The sequence below is a fragment of the Saccharibacillus sp. WB 17 genome (genome assembly GCF_008634075.2).
GTDB classification, from domain to species: Bacteria; Bacillota; Bacilli; order Paenibacillales; family Paenibacillaceae; genus Saccharibacillus; species Saccharibacillus brassicae.
The window spans coordinates 62,897-81,325 of sequence record NZ_VPFK02000011.1 but is presented as its reverse complement, the minus strand read 5'-3'; the positions used below and the strand labels follow the sequence as shown (position 1 = coordinate 81,325).

Here is an 18,429-nt window from a genome sequence, read left to right as displayed (position 1 = left end):
CATGCGGGAAGGGATACGACTGAAAGGCGGCATCGACGACAAAAGTTTCCACAATCGGCTCGACTACGATCCGGAGATCGTGGAACTGTATTTGACGGAAGAAGACATGGAACGAACAGACCTGATCCGGGAACGGATCCGGGAGATGCGGCGGCGAGGCATCGGAGCCTATATGCACCATCCGTCGAAATACCGGGGCGCGTATCTGAACATTTTGAGCGACGAACCGGACATGCACCGCTTCTACCGGGAATCGACGGCGGAGCTGCTGAAGATCTGCGCGGAAGAAGGCGCGAGATGTGTCCTGCACGCGCATTACGTCGGCATGGGACAGGCGCCGGCCGAACGCGAAGCGTCGATCGCGCTGCGCGAAGCGATATCGGCGATTCCGGGCTTCGACAGCGGGCTGCTGCTCTGGGAAGATTCGACGGAAGGGCTGTTTTGCTACAACAATCCGCACTTGATCGACGAAGTGATTATTCCGCTGCAGCTGCCGCTGAACGTGGACGTGAGCCATACGTTTATCGGCTTCCGGGGCGACAACGACAAGCTGTGTGACGTGCTGGAACGAACGGCTCCGTACGCGCGCTATTATCATCTGGTGGACAGCATGGGGCAGAAGCACGATTCGCTGCCGCTCGGTTCGGGGTTGATCGACTGGGAGCGGGTGAAGCCGTTCGTGGCCGGCAAAGATTATATTTTCGAGATCAATCTGACCGGCGATCATACCGACTGTTCCCCCATGGTGGAGAGCGGCGCCTTTTTCGCACGGATCGGATCTTAAACGAAGCAGGCGGGAGGGACAAGATGTGAAAAAAGTGCTGATCGCCGACGATGACGCCCATATTCGCACGCTGCTGCGGACGGTGCTGACGCAGGAAGGCTACCGGGTCCTCGAAGCCGGAGACGGGGACGCAGCGTCGCGCCTGCTGGCGGAAACGCCGGTCGACCTGGCGATATTGGACGTCATGATGCCGGGCGTGAACGGGCTTGACCTGTGTACGGAAATTCGCGACCTGTACGATATTCCGGTCATTTTGCTGACGGCGCGCGAGCAGCTGGCGGACAAGGAAGCCGGCTATGCGCACGGGACGGACGATTACGTCACGAAGCCGTTCGAGCCGAGGGAACTGCTGTTTCGCATGAACGCTTTGTTCCGCCGGTATTCGCTGGCTTCCAGCGAGCAGATCAAGCTGAACCGGATTGTGATCGACCGCCAAAATCACGAAGTGACCGACGGCCATACGACGCTGCTGCTGCCGCTCAAAGAATTCGAGCTGCTCGCGCAGTTGGCCGGGCATCCCGGCCGGCTGTTCGAACGCGGCGATCTGATCCGGCTCGTCTGGGGAGCGGACTACGACGGCGACGAACGGACGGTCGACGTCCATATCAAGCGTCTGCGCCAGCGCTTCGCCGCACATACGGAAGATTTTACGATCCGCACGGTGCGGGGCATCGGATACAAGCTGGAGGTGGGGCGCAGGTGAAGCGGCGAATACGTCTTCCGCGTCTCGGCAAAAGCTTGTACGTGCGCGTCTGTCTGACGACGCTGCTCGTCGTCGCCGCAAGCGCGCTGCTCGGTTTTGTCGTCTCGAACGTCCATTATCATGTGAAGCTCAAGCCGTTCAACGACGCCAAGCTGACCGGCATCGCCTACGAAGTCAAACGGATGGCGGAACGGCTGCCCGGCGACGCCGATCCTTATCTGAGCGGCGCGGCCGGGCTCGGCTACGAACTGTACGTGACCGACGGGCAGGGCACCGAAACTTTCTACGGCCGGGCCTTTCGCGAACTCGACCTCGATCCGAACGTGATCGACGACGTCGTGGCGGGAAGCGAATACCACGGCGTGGCCAATTTTCCGAACCGCCCGTTTATCACGGGCTTTTTCGACAACCGGCTCAGCAATACGGTCGGCGTTCCGCTTACGCTGGACGGACGTCCGGCGGCGCTGTTCCTGCGGCCCGACGTCATCTTGCAGTTCGGCGAACTGCGCAGCTTTTTCGCGATGATCGGGCTGCTCACGGTCGCGTTCAGTATCGCGCTGTTTCTCGTCGCGACCCGCTATCTGGTCAAGCCGATTACCCGGATGACCGGCGCGACGCGCCGCATCGCGGCCGGCCATTACGATATCGAACTGCCGACGAAGCGCGGCGACGAGATCGGCCAGTTGGCCGGACACTTCATGACGATGAGCCGCAGCCTGTCGCAGGCGGAACAATCTCGCCGCGAATTCGTGGCCAACGTCTCGCATGAGATCCAGTCGCCGCTGACTTCGATCCGGGGCTTCGCTTCGGAACTGGCGGCGCCCGATCTGCCCGAAGACCGGCGGATCCATTTCGCTTCGATCATCGGGGACGAGAGCCGCCGATTGTCGTCGCTTGCGCGCCAGCTGCTGGTGCTCTCGTCGCTCGACCGGATGGAAGACGGGCTGATCCGCAGCCCGCTCAGGCTGAAGACGGAGATCCGGCGCGCCGTCGACGTGCTGGAATGGCAGCTCAGCGACAAAGAAATCGCGCTGGGCTTGTCCGTTCCGGCCGAGCTTGCGGTGATGGGTGATGCCACGCTGCTTGACCAGGTGTGGGTCAACCTGCTGTCGAACGCGGTCAAGCATATTCCGGCCGGCCGCTCGATTTCGGTGACGGCGGAGACGGACGGCGCCGAATGCGTCGTCCGCTTCGCCGATACGGGCGACGGCATTCCGCCGGAGCAGCTGCCGCTGCTGTTCGACCGGTTCTACCGCGGCGATCCGTCCCGGGCGGACGGCGGCAGCACCGGGCTCGGCCTGGCAATCGCCAAAAAGATCGTGCTGCTGCACGGCGGCACGATTGCGGCCGAGAGCGAAGCGGGGCAGGGCGCCGTCTTCGTCGTCCGCCTGCCCAAACTGTAATTTGGCGTTCATGCTCCGTTCATGTTCGAACTCTATGCTCAAGAAGCGTCAAGGAGCAATCCGGCGATCGGACAAGCGCGGCACGCTCGGCGGCTGCGCGGGTCCGGCCGGAAAACAGGAGGAGTCGAACATGTTTTTGGCACTGCGAGAAATCGTTTTTTCCAAAACCCGCTATGCGCTGATCGTCGCCATCATGCTGATGGTGTCGTTTCTGGTGCTGTTCGTGACCGGGCTTGCGAACGGGCTGGGCGGCGCGACGTCGTCGGCCGTGCGGGAGATGCCCGCGGATCATTTTATCGTGCAAAAAGAGTCCGATTCCCGATTCGCGCGGTCTTCGCTGCACAGCGAGCAGGTCGAAGCGGCGCAGGCGGTGGCGGGACCGGACGGCGCGGAGCCGCTCGGCGTCCAGATGACGACCGTGCAGCGCGAAGAAGCGTCCGGGCGGATCGACGTCGCGCTGTTCGGCGTCCGGGCGGGCGGTTGGGTCGTGCCTGACGTCGTCACGGGGCAGAAGCTGGACGCGTCGCGTCCGGGCACGATCATCGCGGACCGCGAACTGGAAAAGTCGGGCGTGCAGATCGGCGATAAGCTCGTCGACGAAGCGACGGGACTGAAATGGACCGTGGGCGGATTCGCGGAAGGCCGATCGTACAGCCATATGCCGGCGGCCTGGATGAACGAAAGCGATTGGGCGGCGTACCGCTCGGAGCTGATGGCGGCGCGCGGCGGCGAAGCCGATACGGCGTACAACGCGATCGCGCTGCGCGTGTCCGGCGCGCAGGCGACAGCGCTCGGTGCGGCGGTGAACGATGCGGAAGTGATCACGAAAGCGCAGGCGATCTCGGCTATTCCGGGGCACAAAGCCGAACAGTCTTCGCTGCTGATGATGATCGCCTTTTTGTATGTGATCTCGGCGTTTGTGCTGGCCGTATTTTTCTACGTGATTACGATTCAGAAAACGAGCCAGTTCGGCATCTTGAAAGCGATCGGCGCCAGAACCCGCTATTTGGCCGGCAGCGTGATCGCGCAGGTGTTCGTGCTGTCGGCGGGCAGTCTCGCGATCAGCGTCGGTCTGGTCCTGATCCTGAAATCGATCCTGCCGGCCGCGATGCCGTTTGCGCTCGGAGCCGGCACGATTGCGCTGAGCTGCGGATTGTTTCTGGGCGTAGCGCTGCTCGGCGGGCTGGTCTCGGTCGTCAAAGTCGCGCGAACAGACGCGCTTGACGCGATCGGGAGGGCGGGAGCATGAAGACGCAGATGAACACAGAAGCGAAGAAGATGATCGCGCCGGCCGCGAAACTGCGGCTGAACGGCGTGTCGCACGCCTATGGAGACGGCGAAGCGCTGTTGACCGTGCTGGACGGCTTGTCCTGTTCGGTCGCCGCGGGCGAACTCGTTGCGGTAGTCGGGCCGTCGGGCTCGGGCAAAAGCACGTTTTTGTCGATCGCCGGGGCGCTGTTGACGCCAAGCGAGGGGGAAGTATGGATCGGCGGCCGCAGTCTGGGCGGCCTCAGCCCTCGCCAGCTGGCCGAGCTGCGGCTGCACGAGATCGGGTTTATTTTCCAGGGAGCGAATCTGCTGCCGTACCTGAACGTGGAAGACCAGCTCCGCTTCGTGGCGAAGCTTGCCCGGATCGACACCGGGCAGGCGGCACGCCGGGCGGACGAACTGCTGGAGCGGCTCGGCCTGTCGGAGCGGCGCCGCCATTACCCGGACAAGCTGTCCGGGGGCGAACGCCAGCGCGTTGCCGTCGCGCGGGCGCTGATGAACGATCCGTCGGTCATGCTGGCCGACGAGCCGACGGCGAGCCTCGACGCGGACCGGGGCCGAGATGTGACCCGGCTGTTGGCGGAGCGGGTCAAAGCCGAAGGCAAAGCGGGCATCATCGTCACGCACGACGAGCGGATTCTGCCGTACTGCGATCGCGTGCTGCGCTTGGAGCAGGGCCGGCTGAGCGAAGACGGAGCGTGAACGAAGGCGGGGCGTGAGCGAAGAACGATTTGGAACGGAAACGGGAAACAGCCCGAGGCCGACAAACAGCCAAAAGCCGACAAGCTAAGCTTGTCGGCTTTTGGCGTTACAGAAAATCGTGTTCCAGCTCGCTTCGGTCAAGGGCGACAGGCTTGGGTGGCAGCGTGCCGCCAAGACCACATGCGGACAGCTTGTACGCGTGCCCGACCGAATACGAAGCGACGCGGCAGGGGAGGACGCCGTCCGCTTGATGCAGCTCGAACGTCTCGCCCCGCTTGCGCACGCTGAACGAATCGAGCGGCGTCTGCAGTCCTTTGCCGGTCATCTTAATGAAGCTTTCCTTGATCGTCCACAGTTCGTAGAACCGGTTCAGCCGGTCTTCCGAAGCGGTTCGCATCAGGTCGTCGTATTCTTCACGGGAGAAAAAGGTGCGGGCGATCTCGAACTCGATCGGGTCCATCCGTTCGATGTCGACGCCGATCGGTTGGTCGTCGACCGCGCAGACCGCCCAGTCGCCGGCATGCGACAAGCTGAATTCGAATGTGGGCAGGTCCGGGACGAACGGCTTGCCGAACGGGCCGTCCTCGAACCGGATCTCGTCGCTGCGCAGCCCGAACGTCCGCAGCAGGGAGCGGCGGACGAGCAGGTCGGCGTACAGCGTCCGGTACGCGTCGGCCGGCTGCCGAAAGCGCAGCAGGCGTGCCCGCTTGGCCGGCGATAAGCGTTCGGACAGCGCGGCCAGGCGCCGCGCGTCGAGCTTGTCCGGTATGCGTACCATATGAATGACGGTCATGTGCGTGCCTCCAACAAGATTACTCGACCACGAGAATGCGCGGCGACGTTTTTCGGATAATGCCCGAAGACAGCCACGATCCCGCAGCCGCAGCCGGAATACTCAGGCAGGCGATCAGGGCAACGCTTGCGCCGTTGAACACGAGCGGCAGATCGACCATGCCGTACCCGGCCAGGATACTTTCCAAAATGACGGGCAGCGCATACACGCCGAGCAGGATGCCGAGCAGCGCGCCGACCGTCGCCAGAATCGACACGCCGAGCGCCACGGAGCGCCGGATTTGTCCCGAAGACATGCCGATCGATTTGTAGATGCCGTACGTTTTGATTTCTTTGCGGATATTGATCAGGCAGATGCTGTAGATGATAATCAGCGTGACCGCGATAAACAGGGCGCCCATAAAGCTCATCGGAAGAATAAGCGTCGTCGCCGCTTCCCGGAACACCGAATCGAGCAGCGTCTTTTGCGTGGCGGCACTGATCGAAGCGGCATACCGTTCGTTCAGTTCCGGCACGACCATATCCGCCTGGGAGTGATCGTTCAGGTTGATGTAGGCGACGTCCGCCGCGCTGAACGCCGGATTGTCCGCTTGAACCGTCTCGGATTTGATCCGGACCGAGTTCGAGGAGTTGGCGACCGACTGGTAGATGCCGGTTACGGTCAGCACATGCGGCTGGCCTTCCACGTACAGCTCGACCGTGTCGCCGAGACTTTTGCTTAGCGTCTTGGCCACGTTCACGCCGATCGCGGTCTCGTTCGGGTTCGCGGGATTTGCGCCTTCGAGCACGGCGAACCCGATATCGTCGTAGCTGCCTTCGACGATACTGACGACGACGCCCATCGTGTCCTCGGCCTTCTCCGAAGCTGCGCGTTCGGGCGATTCGATCACGCCGGTGACGCCGCTGTGCCAGGAGACGTTTTTGATTCGGTCGTCCGCGGCCAGACCGGCTTCGAATTCCGTTTTGGAGAACGAAGCCGGATCAAATACCCGCACGGTAATATCGGAATTGTCGTACCCCCACTGCGGGGACGTCTGCTGAATGTTCATGACGCTGCTCAGCACGACGTACCCGAGCACGAGCACGGCCGAAGTCACCATGGCGAGAATAAGCATCAGCGTGGACGTTTTGATATTTTTGAGCAGATTGCGCGCTCCGACGACGAGCACGGCCGGCAGGCTGCCGAAGCCGACGAGGCTTTTGCCGGAAGCGCCGATGCCGCGGGATTCCCGCCGGCTGTCGCTCTCGGACATGCCGTAGCGGATCGCCTGTACCGGAGCGATGTGACGGGCGCGTCTGCCGTAAGCCCATACGCAGAGCAGCACGAGCAGGAAGATCAGCACGCCGGTCAGCGCCGCCGCGTTCATACCGCTCAGCGGGAGCTGACCCGTATCCGTCTTGAGGTACGACAGCGTGCTGTCGACGATGATGCGCGAGAGGAACCGGCTCAGAATCAAGCCCGGCACGATCGCGATCGCGCTCAGGAACGCGTACTGGATCAGATACACGCCGATCGTTCTGCCGGAAGTGAGTCCCAGCGACTTGAGCACGCCGATCGTCCGGTACTGCGTCAGGATCGCGTCCGAGATCGTGAAGCCGATCGTGAACAGCGCGATCGCCATCATCACGACGGCGAGGAAGATCATGACGAAGCCGATAACCTGGTTCAGAATCAGGTAGAACGAAGAGATCTCGGCGAAAGTCATGACTGATTCGAGATACGGCGTGCCGAGAAACTGCTCGAACGCGGTCCAGTGCGCTTGGCGATCGTCGTAATCGTCGTAACGGATACCCATCATGTACGAAGACTTCGCGCCTTCGGAAGCCGACAGGCCGCCGTAATCGGCTTCGTTCATCCAGATGCGCGATTCGGTCGAGAACGGGCCGCCGTAAGGAATATCGACGACGACCGCCGATACGTTCAGGTCCAGCGGTCCCTTGCTCGTCTTGAACGACAGCGTGTCGCCGACCGCGATATCGTGCGAATACGCGAGCGACGTCGGAATCCATGCCTGCCCGGCTGCCGGCGTCTCGCCGAGCGTGCCGCGCGCGGGCAGCAGTTCGTCCACGCCGAGAGGGCGCTGTGGCGTATCCATCATGAACAGCAGCAGGTTCGGGATATCGCTGCCGTTATGCGAGACGCCCGACAGCGTATGGTAGGGAAGCAGCTTCGATACGGACACGCCGGGTTCTTTTTCCCAGAAAGCATGTACCTTCTCCGGGTCGTGCAGACCGCCGTCCAAGCGCAAAATGTCCTGGGAACCGTTCGTTTTTTCGTGCATGCCCGTGAACAGGTTGTCGGTGTTCGAGATCAAAATGACCGAAGTCGACAGCAGCAGGGTGGACAGCAGCACGAGTAGGGCGATCAGCGAGTTCTGGATTTTTCTTTTTTTGAGATTGGCGAGACTAAGCTTCCACACGGCGTACATGGCGCTGCTCCTTCCCCGACACGAAAGCGAATATGGCTTCCTCGCGTCCCGGCAGCGTTTTCTCGTCGTATTTCTCGAATTCGAGAATGCCCGCGACTTTTCCGTCATGGATATAGACGAGCCGGTCCGCGCGGCAGGCGGCTTTGATATCGTGCGTCACCATGACGACCGATTGGCCTTTGCGGTTGATCCCGGTCAGAATGTCGAGTACGGCCATGCCGTGCTCGTAGTTCAGGCTGCCTGTCGGCTCGTCGGCGAACACGACTTCCGGGTCGTTGATCAGCGCCCGGGCGATCGCCGCCCGCTGCTGCTGTCCACCCGACGTCTGGGCCGGCAGCCGGTCTTTCTGGCCTTCGATGTCCATCGCCCGCATCAGCGAGACGGCTTTGGCCCGCACGTCGCTTTTTTTGCCGCCGGCGATATAGCCGGGCAGCGAAATGTTCTCGACGACGGACAGATCCGGCACGAGATTGATGCTCTGATAAATATACCCGATTTTGTGCGTGCGGAAATTGGAAATTTGCTTCTCGCTGTATGTATCGATCCGTTGGCTGCGGAAATAGACTTCGCCTGTCGTGATCCCGTCCAGTCCGCTGAGCAGGTAGAGCAGCGTCGACTTGCCCGAGCCCGAGTTGCCCATGATGACCGTGAAGTCGCCTTCGTAAATGTCCAGGTCCACGTTTTTGATCGCATGGAACTGTTCGCTTCCCGTCGAATAGGTCTTGCACAGATTCGATGCGTGCAAAATGGCATGCTTGTTCATCGTACGGCCTCCTCGTATGTCTTCCATACTTTTCACTATACAAGACCGATCTTTCGCAAATCTGACGAAAATCTTAATAAAGTCTTACAACCAAGCCGTACAACGCAAAAAGCGCCGACGATAAACGTCGGCGCTTCTCAGCAAAGAGGAACCGTAAAATGAAAAACGGTGCCGCTGCCTTTGCGGCTCTGAAACGAAAGGCTTCCGCCGTGCGCCTCGATGATCGTCTTGCAGATCGACAAGCCGAGGCCGCTTCCGGCTTCGCGCCTGGCGGCTGCGGCGCGCGAAGCCGCATCGGGCTCAAGGCCGGCGTCCCCGGGATCGGCGCCGCCTTTGTAAGCCCGCTCGAAAATAAACGGCATATCGGCGGGATCGATGCCTTGGCCCGTATCGGCGATGCTGACTTGAAGAAAGCCGGGCAGCCGTTCGAATCCGATCGAGATGGCGTCGCCCGGCCGCGTATGCTTGAGGGCGTTTGAGACGAGGTTGGAGACGACCTGGTCGAGGCGATGGACGTCCGCCCGAATAAGCACGTTCGGAATACCGGATGGGTCCGCATATAGCGCAGCGTCCGGCCGGACGGCTGCGCCTTCCGCCGCCGCGCCGCTCAGGCCGGCCGGCCCGCGGTAAGCGATGCCGGCGGACGTGACGTCGCGCTCGACCGTGCGCAGAATCTCGCCGAACACGTCGCGGCTGTAGCTTTCCCGCGGCGTGATGGAGATCTGCCCCAATTCGTTCAGCGCATGCACGAGCAGATCGTCGGTCAGCCGCACCATTTTGTCGGTATGGACGCGCATCACGCCGACATAGTCGAGCACTTCGTCCATGTCGGCGCACAGCCCTTCTTCGATGGCTTCGATATAAGCTTTGAGCGTCGTGAGCGGCGTTTTGAGATCGTGCGAAATATCGGTCACGAGTTCTTTTTGCATACGTTCCCGGCGCAGCCGTTCGCGGTTCAGATGCAGAATCTCCAGGCGCATCTGGTCGAAAGCGGCATACAGGTCGCCCATTTCGTCGGGCTCTGCATACTCCGCTTTTTGTTCGTATTCGCCGCGCAGCATACGTTCCGCCGCCTTCTTGAGCGAAACGAGCGGCTCTACCGTCCGCACGCGCAGGCGGCGGCCAAAGCGCCACACGGTCCACGCCGCGGCGCACAGCAGCGCGCCGAAGACAAGCAGCGGCGCCCCGACCCGGTTCGGCTCGGCCGGAGGCGCAAGATCTTCCGCCGCGAAGTCGAACAGCGCGCTGCCGGTCTGCGCCCCGTTCTCCACGACGGGAAACGCGACGGCGAGCCGGCCGGGCACGGCCGAAGCGTGCACCTCGTAGTTGAGCGCGGTGCGCAGGTCGACAGCCGCGCCTTGCGGCGGTACGGCGCCGGATTCCGCCGCATATGTATCGAACGCGATGAGGCCGCGCAGGTCGACCAGCGTCAATTCGGCGCCGATCCGCTCGCACCGTTCCAGCAGGTCGGCGCGGGCGGCGGGATCGCTGCGCAGCGTTTCCAGACCCGTCCGCTCCAGCTCGAACAGGATTCCGCTGACGGCCAGCCGGGCCCGGTTGACCGGGTAGCGTTCGGCTTCGGGATGCTGGACGCCGCTCGCCAGCAGCAGCCACAGGCCGCTCCCGAAAATCAGCAGCAGCAGCACGAAGATCGTCGTCGCCTTGCGGCGAATCCAGACGTTCAGGGGCATAGCTTGTAGCCTACGCCCCACACCGTTTTGAGATAGCGCGGATCGGACGGGCTTTCTTCGATTTTCTCGCGGACGCGCCGCACGTAGACGCTGACCGTATTCTCGTCGACGTAACGGTCGGAGCCCCAGACGAGGTCAAGCAGTTCGCTTTTGGAAAAGACGCGGTTCCGGTGTTCGGCCAGCACGAGCAGCAGGTCGAATTCTTTGGCGGACAGCGCAATCTCGCGGCCGCCGGCCGAGACCCGATGCTCGCTTTTGTCGATCGACAGCTCGCCGATCCGCAGCCGCATGTCGGGTTCGCCCGGCGGAAGAACCGGTTCCGCGGCCTGCTTCATTTTGTCGTAACGGCGGAAATGGGCATTGATACGCGCCAGCAGTTCGCTGAGCGAAAAAGGCTTGGTCATGTAGTCGTCCGCGCCGAAGCCGAGTCCCAGCACTTTGTCGGTATCGCTGCCGCGGGCGCTGAGGATCAGGATCGGCGTTTCTTTGGTTTCCCGAATCCGGCGGCACAGTTCCAGGCCGTCCGCGTCGGGCAGCGTCAGGTCCATGATGACGTAATCGGGATCGAGCAGCTCGATCATGCGCAGGCCGTCCGCACCGTTGGACGCCGCGGACGCTTCGTAGCCGTGCTTCGCCATATAATTCGTGACGATCCGGGAAATGTCCAGTTCATCTTCGACGATGACGATTTTTTTGGTTGGATTCATCGGGATTCTCCTATCCGGGCCTGCCGACTTAAGGTATGCCCTAACCATAGCAGAGAAGATTGGGAAGGGATAGGTTTTCTAGTAGGTTTTTAGAAATCTGTTGACGAATCGGATCTGCCTCATTACGATGGGGGAGGTATGAAGTTCCTTTTTTCAAGGAAGAATTACATAATTAAAAACTTCGTATATTTTTTTACATTTCTAATTTACGGCTAGGAGGAACGCAACCGCCATGATCAAATTCGCGTTCGTTTTTCCCGGGCAATCTTCCCAGCGTATCGGCATGCTGCAAGAGCTGTATCGGGAAAGCGAAGAGGTAAGAAGAACGTTTGAAGAAGCTTCGGATCTGCTGCACCTCAACGTCGCCGGGCTTTGTTTTGACGGCGACGAGAGCACGCTGCGGGACATCAGAATCAGCGCGCCGCTGATCGTAACCGCATGCACCGCTTCTTTTCGTCATTTTACCGCGGAACGGGCCGAGCGCCCTGCGCTGATGGCGGGCCACAGCCTCGGCGAATACGCGGCGCTGTCCTGTGCGGGTGTGCTGACGTTCGAACAGGCGCTGAAGACCGTCACGTTTCGTTCGGAACTTGCGCACGAAGCGGCGATCGTCTGCGACGGCGCGATGAGCGTCATCTACCGCACCGACGCCAACATGATCGAACAACGGTGCGCCGAACTGCGCCGGCAGGGAAAGCGCGTCTGGGTCAGCTGCTTCAACGCGCCCGACCAGCTCAGCGTTGCCGGCGTGCGGGCCGATCTGGACCTGCTTGAGCGGATGGCCGAGGAGCGGGGAGCGTCGGTCAAGCGCATGCCCGGCAACGCGCCGTTCCATACGCCGCTGCTGCAAGAAGCATCGGTTGAACTCGGAGCGCATCTGCGCGCGCTGAAGCTGTCCGAACCGAAGTATCCCGTTATCGCGAACGTTAACCTGAACTGTTATACCGCCGACACGGTCGCGGACTATCTGATCGCGCAGCTGCTCTCGCCCGTCCAGTGGCATCGAACGATCGGACGGGCGCTCAGACAGAACGTCGATACGTTCGTCGAACTCGGCAGCGGCGGCATCCTGACCCGCATGCTGCGCGCTTCCTACCCGGATGCGCGGGCATTCGGGTACGAACGCCAAGCCGAGCGGGACCGGCTGTCGGAGCTGTTCCCGGTCCGGGAAGCGGTGCCGCAATGAAGCTGTACACAATCCCGTATGCCGGCGGTTTTTCTTTTACATACCTGAAGTGGAAAAAAGACCTGGAGACTTCGATCGACCTGTGTCCGATCGAGCTGCCGGGCCGAAGCGGCCGCGCCGGCGACGAACTGCTGCCGACGATCGGCCGGATGGCCGACTTCGTCGCGCGCAAAATCGCGGCCGACGACAGCGGCGAACCGTACGCGATGTTCGGCCACAGTATGGGCGCCTACGTCGTGACGGAAGCGTATGCCCGTCTGAAGCGCGAAGGGCAGCGCCTGCCGCAGCACGTCATTTTGTCCGGCATGGTTCCGCCCCATCTGTACCAGCCGAAAGGGCATCATCTTCTGCCCGAAGAACAGTTCCGGCAGCGCATGTTCGAGCTGGGCGGCATTCCCCGGCAGCTGACCGAAGATCCCGAATTCGCTTCCTTTTTGTTCCGCCTGCTGCGCAGCGATTTCGGCGCGGTGGAAAATTACCTCCCAACGGTGCGGGAAAAGCTGTTTGCCTGCCCGGTCACCCTGTTCAACAGCGAGTCCGACCATGATCGTTCGTCCATGAACGAGTGGGACCGCCATACCTTTTCCCCTTCTTCCTACCAGGCCTTCGCAGGCAGCCACTTTTTTATTAACGAACACGCAAACCGCGTAGTTCAAGCCATCAACCGGATATTGAAGCCGTCGCCCGTTTCTACTACGCACCGAGAGGGATGACCGTATATGTTGATTTTCGACGCTCACGAGTCCAACGTACGTTCTTACTGCCGCAGCTTTCAAGACGTGTTTGTTTCGGCGAAGAACGACATCATGTATGCCGAAAGCGGCAAAGCTTATATCGACTTTTTTGCGGGAGCCGGCGCTTTGAATTACGGACATAACGACGAATACATCAAGCAGTGCCTGATCCGTTATCTGGAATCGGACGGCGTCACGCACGGGCTGGACATGTACACGGATACGAAACGCCTCTTTATCGACAAATTCGTCCGCGGCATTCTTAATCCCCGGGGACTGGAATACAAGCTGCAATTTTGCGGCACGACCGGCACGAACGCCGTCGAAGCGGCGCTCAAGCTGGCCCGCAAAGTGAAGCGGCGCTCGTCGGTCTTTTCTTTTATGGGCGGCTTTCACGGCATGTCGCTCGGCAGTCTGGCGGCGACGAGCAACCGGAGCAGCCGCGAAGGCGCGGGCCTGCCGCTCGAACATGTGACGTTTATGCCGTATCCGTTCGGGTACATGGACACGTTCGACACGCTGCAATATATGGAAAACGTGCTCAACGACGACCATTCGGGCATCGACAAGCCGGCCGCGGTCATCTTCGAGACGGTGCAGGCGGAAGGCGGCATCGTGCCGGTGACGCCCGAATGGATGCGCGGACTCGCCGATCTGTGCGCGCGGCACGATATCTTGTTGATCTGCGACGATATCCAGGTCGGCTGCGGCCGCACCGGCACGTTCTTCTCGTTCGAGCGGGCGGGCATCGCGCCGGACATGGTCACGCTGTCCAAATCGATCAGCGGCTACGGGCTGCCCATGTCGCTGCTGCTGATGAAGCCGGAGCACGATATCTGGAGCCCGGGCGAGCATAACGGCACGTTCCGCGGCAACCAGACGGCGTTTATCGCGGCGACCGCCGCGCTTGAGCTGCGCGAGCGGATGGACATGGACCGCGTCGTGCTGGAAAAGGAAGCAATCATTCGTGAAGCGCTCGGCCGATTCGAGACCGAATTCGGCAGCCGGATCGCGGTTCGCGGCCTCGGCATGATCTGGGGCGTCGATCTGGCCGGTCTCGGCGATCCCGATCTGTCGCTCAAAATCGTCGGCGAATGTTTTGAACGCGGGTTGATTCTGGAGCGGGTAGGGCGCAACGATTCGGTGATCAAGATCATGCCTCCGCTGACGGTCGATCCGGACAATCTGCGCCGCGGCCTGGATATTTTATACGGCGCGATGCTCGAACATATAGCCGAACATTCGAAAGCGGGAGCGTGATGCGGGTGATCGCGGATCAACAGGCGGGCTTTGCCACGCTGTCGCATATGCTGGAAGCCCGGGCGGAAGAAACGGTGCAGGGCATCTCTTTTATCCTCGGCAAAGAAGAAGAAATCTTTCGTTCGTACCGGGACGTATACGCCAAATCGCGGCTCGTGCTCGGCTATCTGCAAGACAACGGCGTGCAAAAAGGCGACCCCGTCATTTTTCAACTGAGCGAAAATTTCGAGTTTATCCATCTGTTCTGGGGCTGCGTGCTGGGCGGGATCGTGCCTGTTCCGATCGCCGCCGACCATAACGACGAATCGTTCCGCAAGCTCGGCAACGTGCTCGGGCTGATGGAGGGCTCGTTCGTCGTCGGCAGTTCCAAAGTGAAAACGGGCTTCGGGGCTTTTGCGCAAAAAGAAGGGTTGTACGCGCTGCGCGAAGACCGCTTCCTCGATATCGATCATGCGCTGGCTCACCGGATCGCGGGCGAGCCGTGCGAAGCGAGCGTCGAAGACACGGCGTTTATCCAGTTCTCGTCCGGGTCGACCGGCACGCCCAAAGGCGTCGTCCTGACGCACGGCAACCTGATGACGAACATCCGGGCGATCGTGCGCGGCGCCAATCTGAACGAGTCGGACGTGATCGTATCGTGGATGCCGCTTACGCACGACATGGGCTTGATCGGCTGCCATCTTGCGGTGGCGGCGGCCAATATGGCGCAGTGCACGATGACGACTTCGCTGTTCGTGCGCCGCCCCGCGCTCTGGCTCGAAAAAGCATCGCAGCACCGCGCCACCATTCTCGCTTCGCCGAATTTCGGCCTGAAATACGCCATGATGGGACTGCGCCGGTCCAAAGGCATCGCGTTCGATTTTTCGGCCGTGCGGCTGATCTTCAACGGGGCGGAGCCGATCTCGATCCGGATCTGCGAGCAGTTTCTGGAGCGGATGGCCGACTACGGCATGAAGCCGAACGTCATGTTTCCCGTCTACGGCATGGCCGAAGCTTCGCTTGCGATCACGTTCCCGCCGCTTGGCGAAGAGCGGATCGGCCGCGTCACGGTCGACCGGCATTCGCTGAAGATCGGCTCGCCTGTCCTGCATCTGCCGGACGAGAGCGAGGAGCATGCCCTTGTATATGCCGACGAAGGATTTCCGGTCGATTCGTGCAGCGTCCGGATCTGCGACGAGCGCGACGAAGAACTGCCGGACGGCTCGCTCGGCCTGATCCAGATTCGCGGCGGCAACGTCACGGCCGGTTATTACGGCGGCGAAGCGGCCAATCGCGATACGCGCACGCCGGACGGCTGGTTCCGGACCGGCGATATCGGCTTTTTCCACCACTCCCGCCTCGTGGTCGTTGGCCGCACGCAGGAGATGGTCATCGTCAACGGCCAGAATTACTTTTCCAACGATCTGGAGCGGCTGGCCGCGGACATCGAAGGCGTGGAATTGAACAAAATCGCGGTCACTTCGGTGTTCGAACGCGATTCGCAGACGGAGCAGACGATCGCTTTCGTCGTACATAAAGGAGAAGCGGAACAGTTTCTGCCGCTCAAAAAGAAGGTCAGGGAACATTTTGCCCGCCTGATCGGCATCCGTATGGACTATATCGTGCCGGTCGCCCAAATCCCGAAAACGTCCAGCGGCAAGCTGAGACGGCACGAACTGAAAAGCCGCTTCGAGCAGGGAACCTTCGACGACATCGTCGACCGCTGCCGGCAGCTGCTGCGGGAAGAGCGGGAGCTTGCCGCGCGTTCGGGCGGGCATGAGCGGGTCAAACAGATGGAGCGCATGCTGCTCGAACTGTGCGCGGACGTGCTGCCGGATCAGGAAATCGGTATCGCCGACAACTTTTTCGAACAGGGCGTTCATTCGCTCGCGCTGCATCAGTTGGCCGCCGCGCTGAACGAACGGCTGCCGGGGTCGGTGGCGCCGGAAGACCTGCTCGCGTATCCGAGCATCAATCGGCTGGCCGCGTATCTGTGCGAAGATGACGACGGAGAAGAAGAGATTCTGCCCCAGGCGGCGGCTTCGGCGCGTCCGGGCTTCGGTTCGCCGGTCGCGATCATCGGGATCGGCCTCAATCTGCCGGGCGCTTCGGGCGTGGAAGAATTCTGGAGCAATCTGTGCGGCGGCATGGAGAGCGTAGGGCCGCTGCCGGCGGAGCGGCGCCGCGATCTGGAGACGTATCTGGCGCGCGCCGGCCTTGCGGACGGTGTAGTCAAACACGGCGGCTACCTGCACGGGATCGACAAGTTCGACCACGCCTTTTTCCGGATTCTCAAAAAAGAAGCGATCGCGATGCCGCCGGCCCAGCGGCTGTTCATGCAGACCGCTTACGAATCGCTCGAAGACGCGGGCTACGGCGGAGAAGCTCTCAGATCGAGCCGAACCGGCGTGTACGTCGGCTATATTTCCGATCTCGGCGGCGCGCAGTATCAAGACCTGCTCAAGCACTCGCGCGACGAGCAGTCGGCGACCGGCGTGCTCAGCGCGAACATCGGCGGACGGTTCTCGTATTTCATGGACTTTACCGGTCCGAGTCTGCTCGTCGACAGCGCCTGTTCGTCGTCGATGTCGGCGCTGAACCTGGCGGTCCAGGCGCTCGGCGCCGGAGACTGCGAGCAGGCGATCGTCGGCGGCGTACAGCTCAAAGTGATCCCGCTTATGGAAAAAGAAGTCGGGATCGAATCCGCCGACGGCCATACCCGTCCGTTCTCCGAAGACGCGGACGGGACGGGCGAAGGGGAAGGCGTCATCTCGATCCTGATCAAGCCTTACGCGCAGGCGCTTGCGGACGGCGATCCCGTCTACAGCGTCATCCGCGCTTCGCACACGAATCAGGACGGCCACTCGGCCGGATTGTCCGCTCCGAATCCGCAGGCCCAAACGGCTCTGATTCGGGAAACGCTGTCCAAAGCCGGTCTGGAATCGACCGACATCGGCTACGTGGAAGCGCACGGGACCGGTACCCGCGTCGGCGATCCGGCGGAACTCAAAGCGCTGGCCCGCGCATTCCGCGTGGACGGCGACCGGGACGCAAAATGCGCGCTCGGTTCGGTCAAATCGAATATCGGCCATCTGTACGCGGCGTCCGGTCTGGCCGGCATCGTCAAAAGTTCGCTTATGCTGCAGCGCAAAAAGATACCGGCGACCGTAAACGTCGGCGAGCCGACCCGGTCTGTAGATTGGGACACTTCGCCTTTTTATGTCAATACGCGTCTGCGCGACTGGGAGAGCGAGTCGGTCCGGCGCTGCTCGGTCAGCAATTTCGGCTTCTCCGGCACAAACTGCCATGTCGTGCTGGAAGAACATGTCGAGCCGGGACGTTCGGCGCGGCTTGATATGCCCGGCATGGCGGGATGGCATGGAGCGAGCGGACTGGACGGAATCACCGGAATGAACGGGATGACCGCAGTAAGCGAAATGACCGGGTCGAAAAGCGGAACCGGCGGCGAGACGTGGCCGTTTACGCTGTCGGCTTCGAGCCGCGAAGGACTTGAAGCTTACGTGCGCGTCTACGGCGAATTTTTGCGCGGCAGCGGATTCCTTCGCCTGGCGGACCTCTGCCATACCTCGTCTTCGGGGCGGAAGCATCTGGAGTACCGGCTGGCGCTCAAAGTGAGCAGCGTGGAGGAATTGTCGGAAAAATTGGACAACTTCCATTATGCGCTGCGGCCGGGCGAAGGACAGTACGTCGGCTATGCCGGCAAAACGCGCGGCAGCGCGGCGGAGCGCGACCGGGGAGAACTTGAACCCGGCGAGACCGAAGCGCTGGGCCGGATCAGCGCGAGCTGCGCGGCCGCGCTTGCGCGTACGAATGTTCCGGAAGAACGGGACCGGCTCGTCTCCCGCTTGTGCGATCACTACGTAAAAGGCGCGCAGCCCGATTGGCTTCCGGCGTTTGAAGCCGCGAACGCGCGCAGAATCCATCTGCCGACCTATCCCTTTGCGCAAAGCCGGTGCTGGCCGGATTTCGAGCTTGAACCCAGCCCTACATCGAAGACGAGGTGACC

The 18,429-nt window shown here is 61.5% G+C and carries 14 protein-coding genes; 9 read left to right on the top strand and 5 right to left on the bottom strand.

The genetic code is table 11. The annotated features are described in order from the left end of the window. The first annotated feature begins 1 nt into the window (after nucleotide 1). From FTE24_RS03880 to FTE24_RS03860, 5 genes are all read left to right on the top strand, one after another. On the top strand, nucleotides 2–784 hold the full coding sequence (locus FTE24_RS03880) for a TIM barrel protein (RefSeq protein ID WP_150229507.1): 783 nt from the start codon (nucleotides 2–4) through the stop codon (nucleotides 782–784). A 25-nt stretch (nucleotides 785–809) separates the two neighbouring features. Continuing rightward, nucleotides 810–1,487 carry a response regulator gene (locus FTE24_RS03875; RefSeq protein ID WP_150229505.1) on the top strand — a complete coding sequence of 226 codons (678 nt, stop codon included), beginning with the start codon at nucleotides 810–812 and terminating at the stop codon, nucleotides 1,485–1,487. Next, a complete protein-coding gene (locus FTE24_RS03870; RefSeq protein WP_337190009.1) occupies nucleotides 1,484–2,890 on the top strand; it encodes a sensor histidine kinase in 1,407 nt (468 codons plus the stop codon). Before FTE24_RS03875 ends, FTE24_RS03870 begins: the two co-directional genes overlap by 4 nt. 130 nt (nucleotides 2,891–3,020) lie before the next feature. Continuing rightward, nucleotides 3,021–4,139, top strand: a complete 1,119-nt coding sequence (locus FTE24_RS03865; protein ID WP_150229503.1) for an ABC transporter permease — start codon at nucleotides 3,021–3,023, stop codon at nucleotides 4,137–4,139. After that, nucleotides 4,136–4,861: an ABC transporter ATP-binding protein gene (locus FTE24_RS03860; protein WP_237401618.1), complete on the top strand. Its 726-nt coding sequence runs from the start codon at nucleotides 4,136–4,138 to the stop codon at nucleotides 4,859–4,861. Before FTE24_RS03865 ends, FTE24_RS03860 begins: the two co-directional genes overlap by 4 nt. Before the next feature lie 106 nt (nucleotides 4,862–4,967). Here FTE24_RS03860 and FTE24_RS03855 read toward each other — a convergent pair whose 3' ends face one another. The 5 genes from FTE24_RS03855 to FTE24_RS03835 all read right to left on the bottom strand — a co-directional run bounded on the left by FTE24_RS03855 (nucleotide 4,968) and on the right by FTE24_RS03835 (nucleotide 11,243). Then, entirely contained in the window at nucleotides 4,968–5,654 is a 687-nt protein-coding gene (locus FTE24_RS03855) for a 4'-phosphopantetheinyl transferase family protein (protein ID WP_150229501.1), read from the bottom strand. A gap of 19 nt (nucleotides 5,655–5,673) precedes the next feature. Beyond that, the gene (locus FTE24_RS03850) at nucleotides 5,674–8,082 is read right to left on the bottom strand and encodes an FtsX-like permease family protein (protein WP_150229499.1); all 2,409 of its coding nucleotides are present in this window, start codon (nucleotides 8,080–8,082) and stop codon (nucleotides 5,674–5,676) included. Further along, the gene (locus FTE24_RS03845; RefSeq protein WP_141445762.1) at nucleotides 8,060–8,845 is read right to left on the bottom strand and encodes an ABC transporter ATP-binding protein; all 786 of its coding nucleotides are present in this window, start codon (nucleotides 8,843–8,845) and stop codon (nucleotides 8,060–8,062) included. The genes FTE24_RS03850 and FTE24_RS03845 overlap by 23 nt, the downstream gene beginning before the upstream one ends. A gap of 137 nt (nucleotides 8,846–8,982) precedes the next feature. Next, complete coding sequence (locus FTE24_RS03840; protein WP_150229497.1) at nucleotides 8,983–10,536, bottom strand: HAMP domain-containing sensor histidine kinase; 1,554 nt, start codon at nucleotides 10,534–10,536, stop codon at nucleotides 8,983–8,985. After that, a complete protein-coding gene (locus FTE24_RS03835; RefSeq protein WP_150229495.1) occupies nucleotides 10,527–11,243 on the bottom strand; it encodes a response regulator transcription factor in 717 nt (238 codons plus the stop codon). The genes FTE24_RS03840 and FTE24_RS03835 overlap by 10 nt, the downstream gene beginning before the upstream one ends. 232 nt (nucleotides 11,244–11,475) lie before the next feature. Here FTE24_RS03835 and FTE24_RS03830 point away from each other — a divergent pair, with 232 nt between their 5' ends. The 4 genes from FTE24_RS03830 to FTE24_RS03815 are packed head-to-tail and all read left to right on the top strand — an operon-like array spanning nucleotide 11,476 to nucleotide 18,427. Continuing rightward, complete coding sequence (locus tag FTE24_RS03830; RefSeq protein WP_150229493.1) at nucleotides 11,476–12,429, top strand: ACP S-malonyltransferase; 954 nt, start codon at nucleotides 11,476–11,478, stop codon at nucleotides 12,427–12,429. Beyond that, nucleotides 12,426–13,142: a thioesterase II family protein gene (locus FTE24_RS03825; protein ID WP_150229491.1), complete on the top strand. Its 717-nt coding sequence runs from the start codon at nucleotides 12,426–12,428 to the stop codon at nucleotides 13,140–13,142. Before FTE24_RS03830 ends, FTE24_RS03825 begins: the two co-directional genes overlap by 4 nt. Nucleotides 13,143–13,148: 6 nt before the next feature. Further along, a complete protein-coding gene (ectB, locus tag FTE24_RS03820) occupies nucleotides 13,149–14,423 on the top strand; it encodes a diaminobutyrate--2-oxoglutarate transaminase (protein ID WP_150229490.1) in 1,275 nt (424 codons plus the stop codon). Nucleotides 14,424–14,428: 5 nt separating this feature from the next. Further along, a complete protein-coding gene (locus tag FTE24_RS03815; RefSeq protein ID WP_160441641.1) occupies nucleotides 14,429–18,427 on the top strand; it encodes a beta-ketoacyl synthase N-terminal-like domain-containing protein in 3,999 nt (1,332 codons plus the stop codon). The last annotated feature ends 2 nt before the right edge of the window (nucleotides 18,428–18,429 follow it).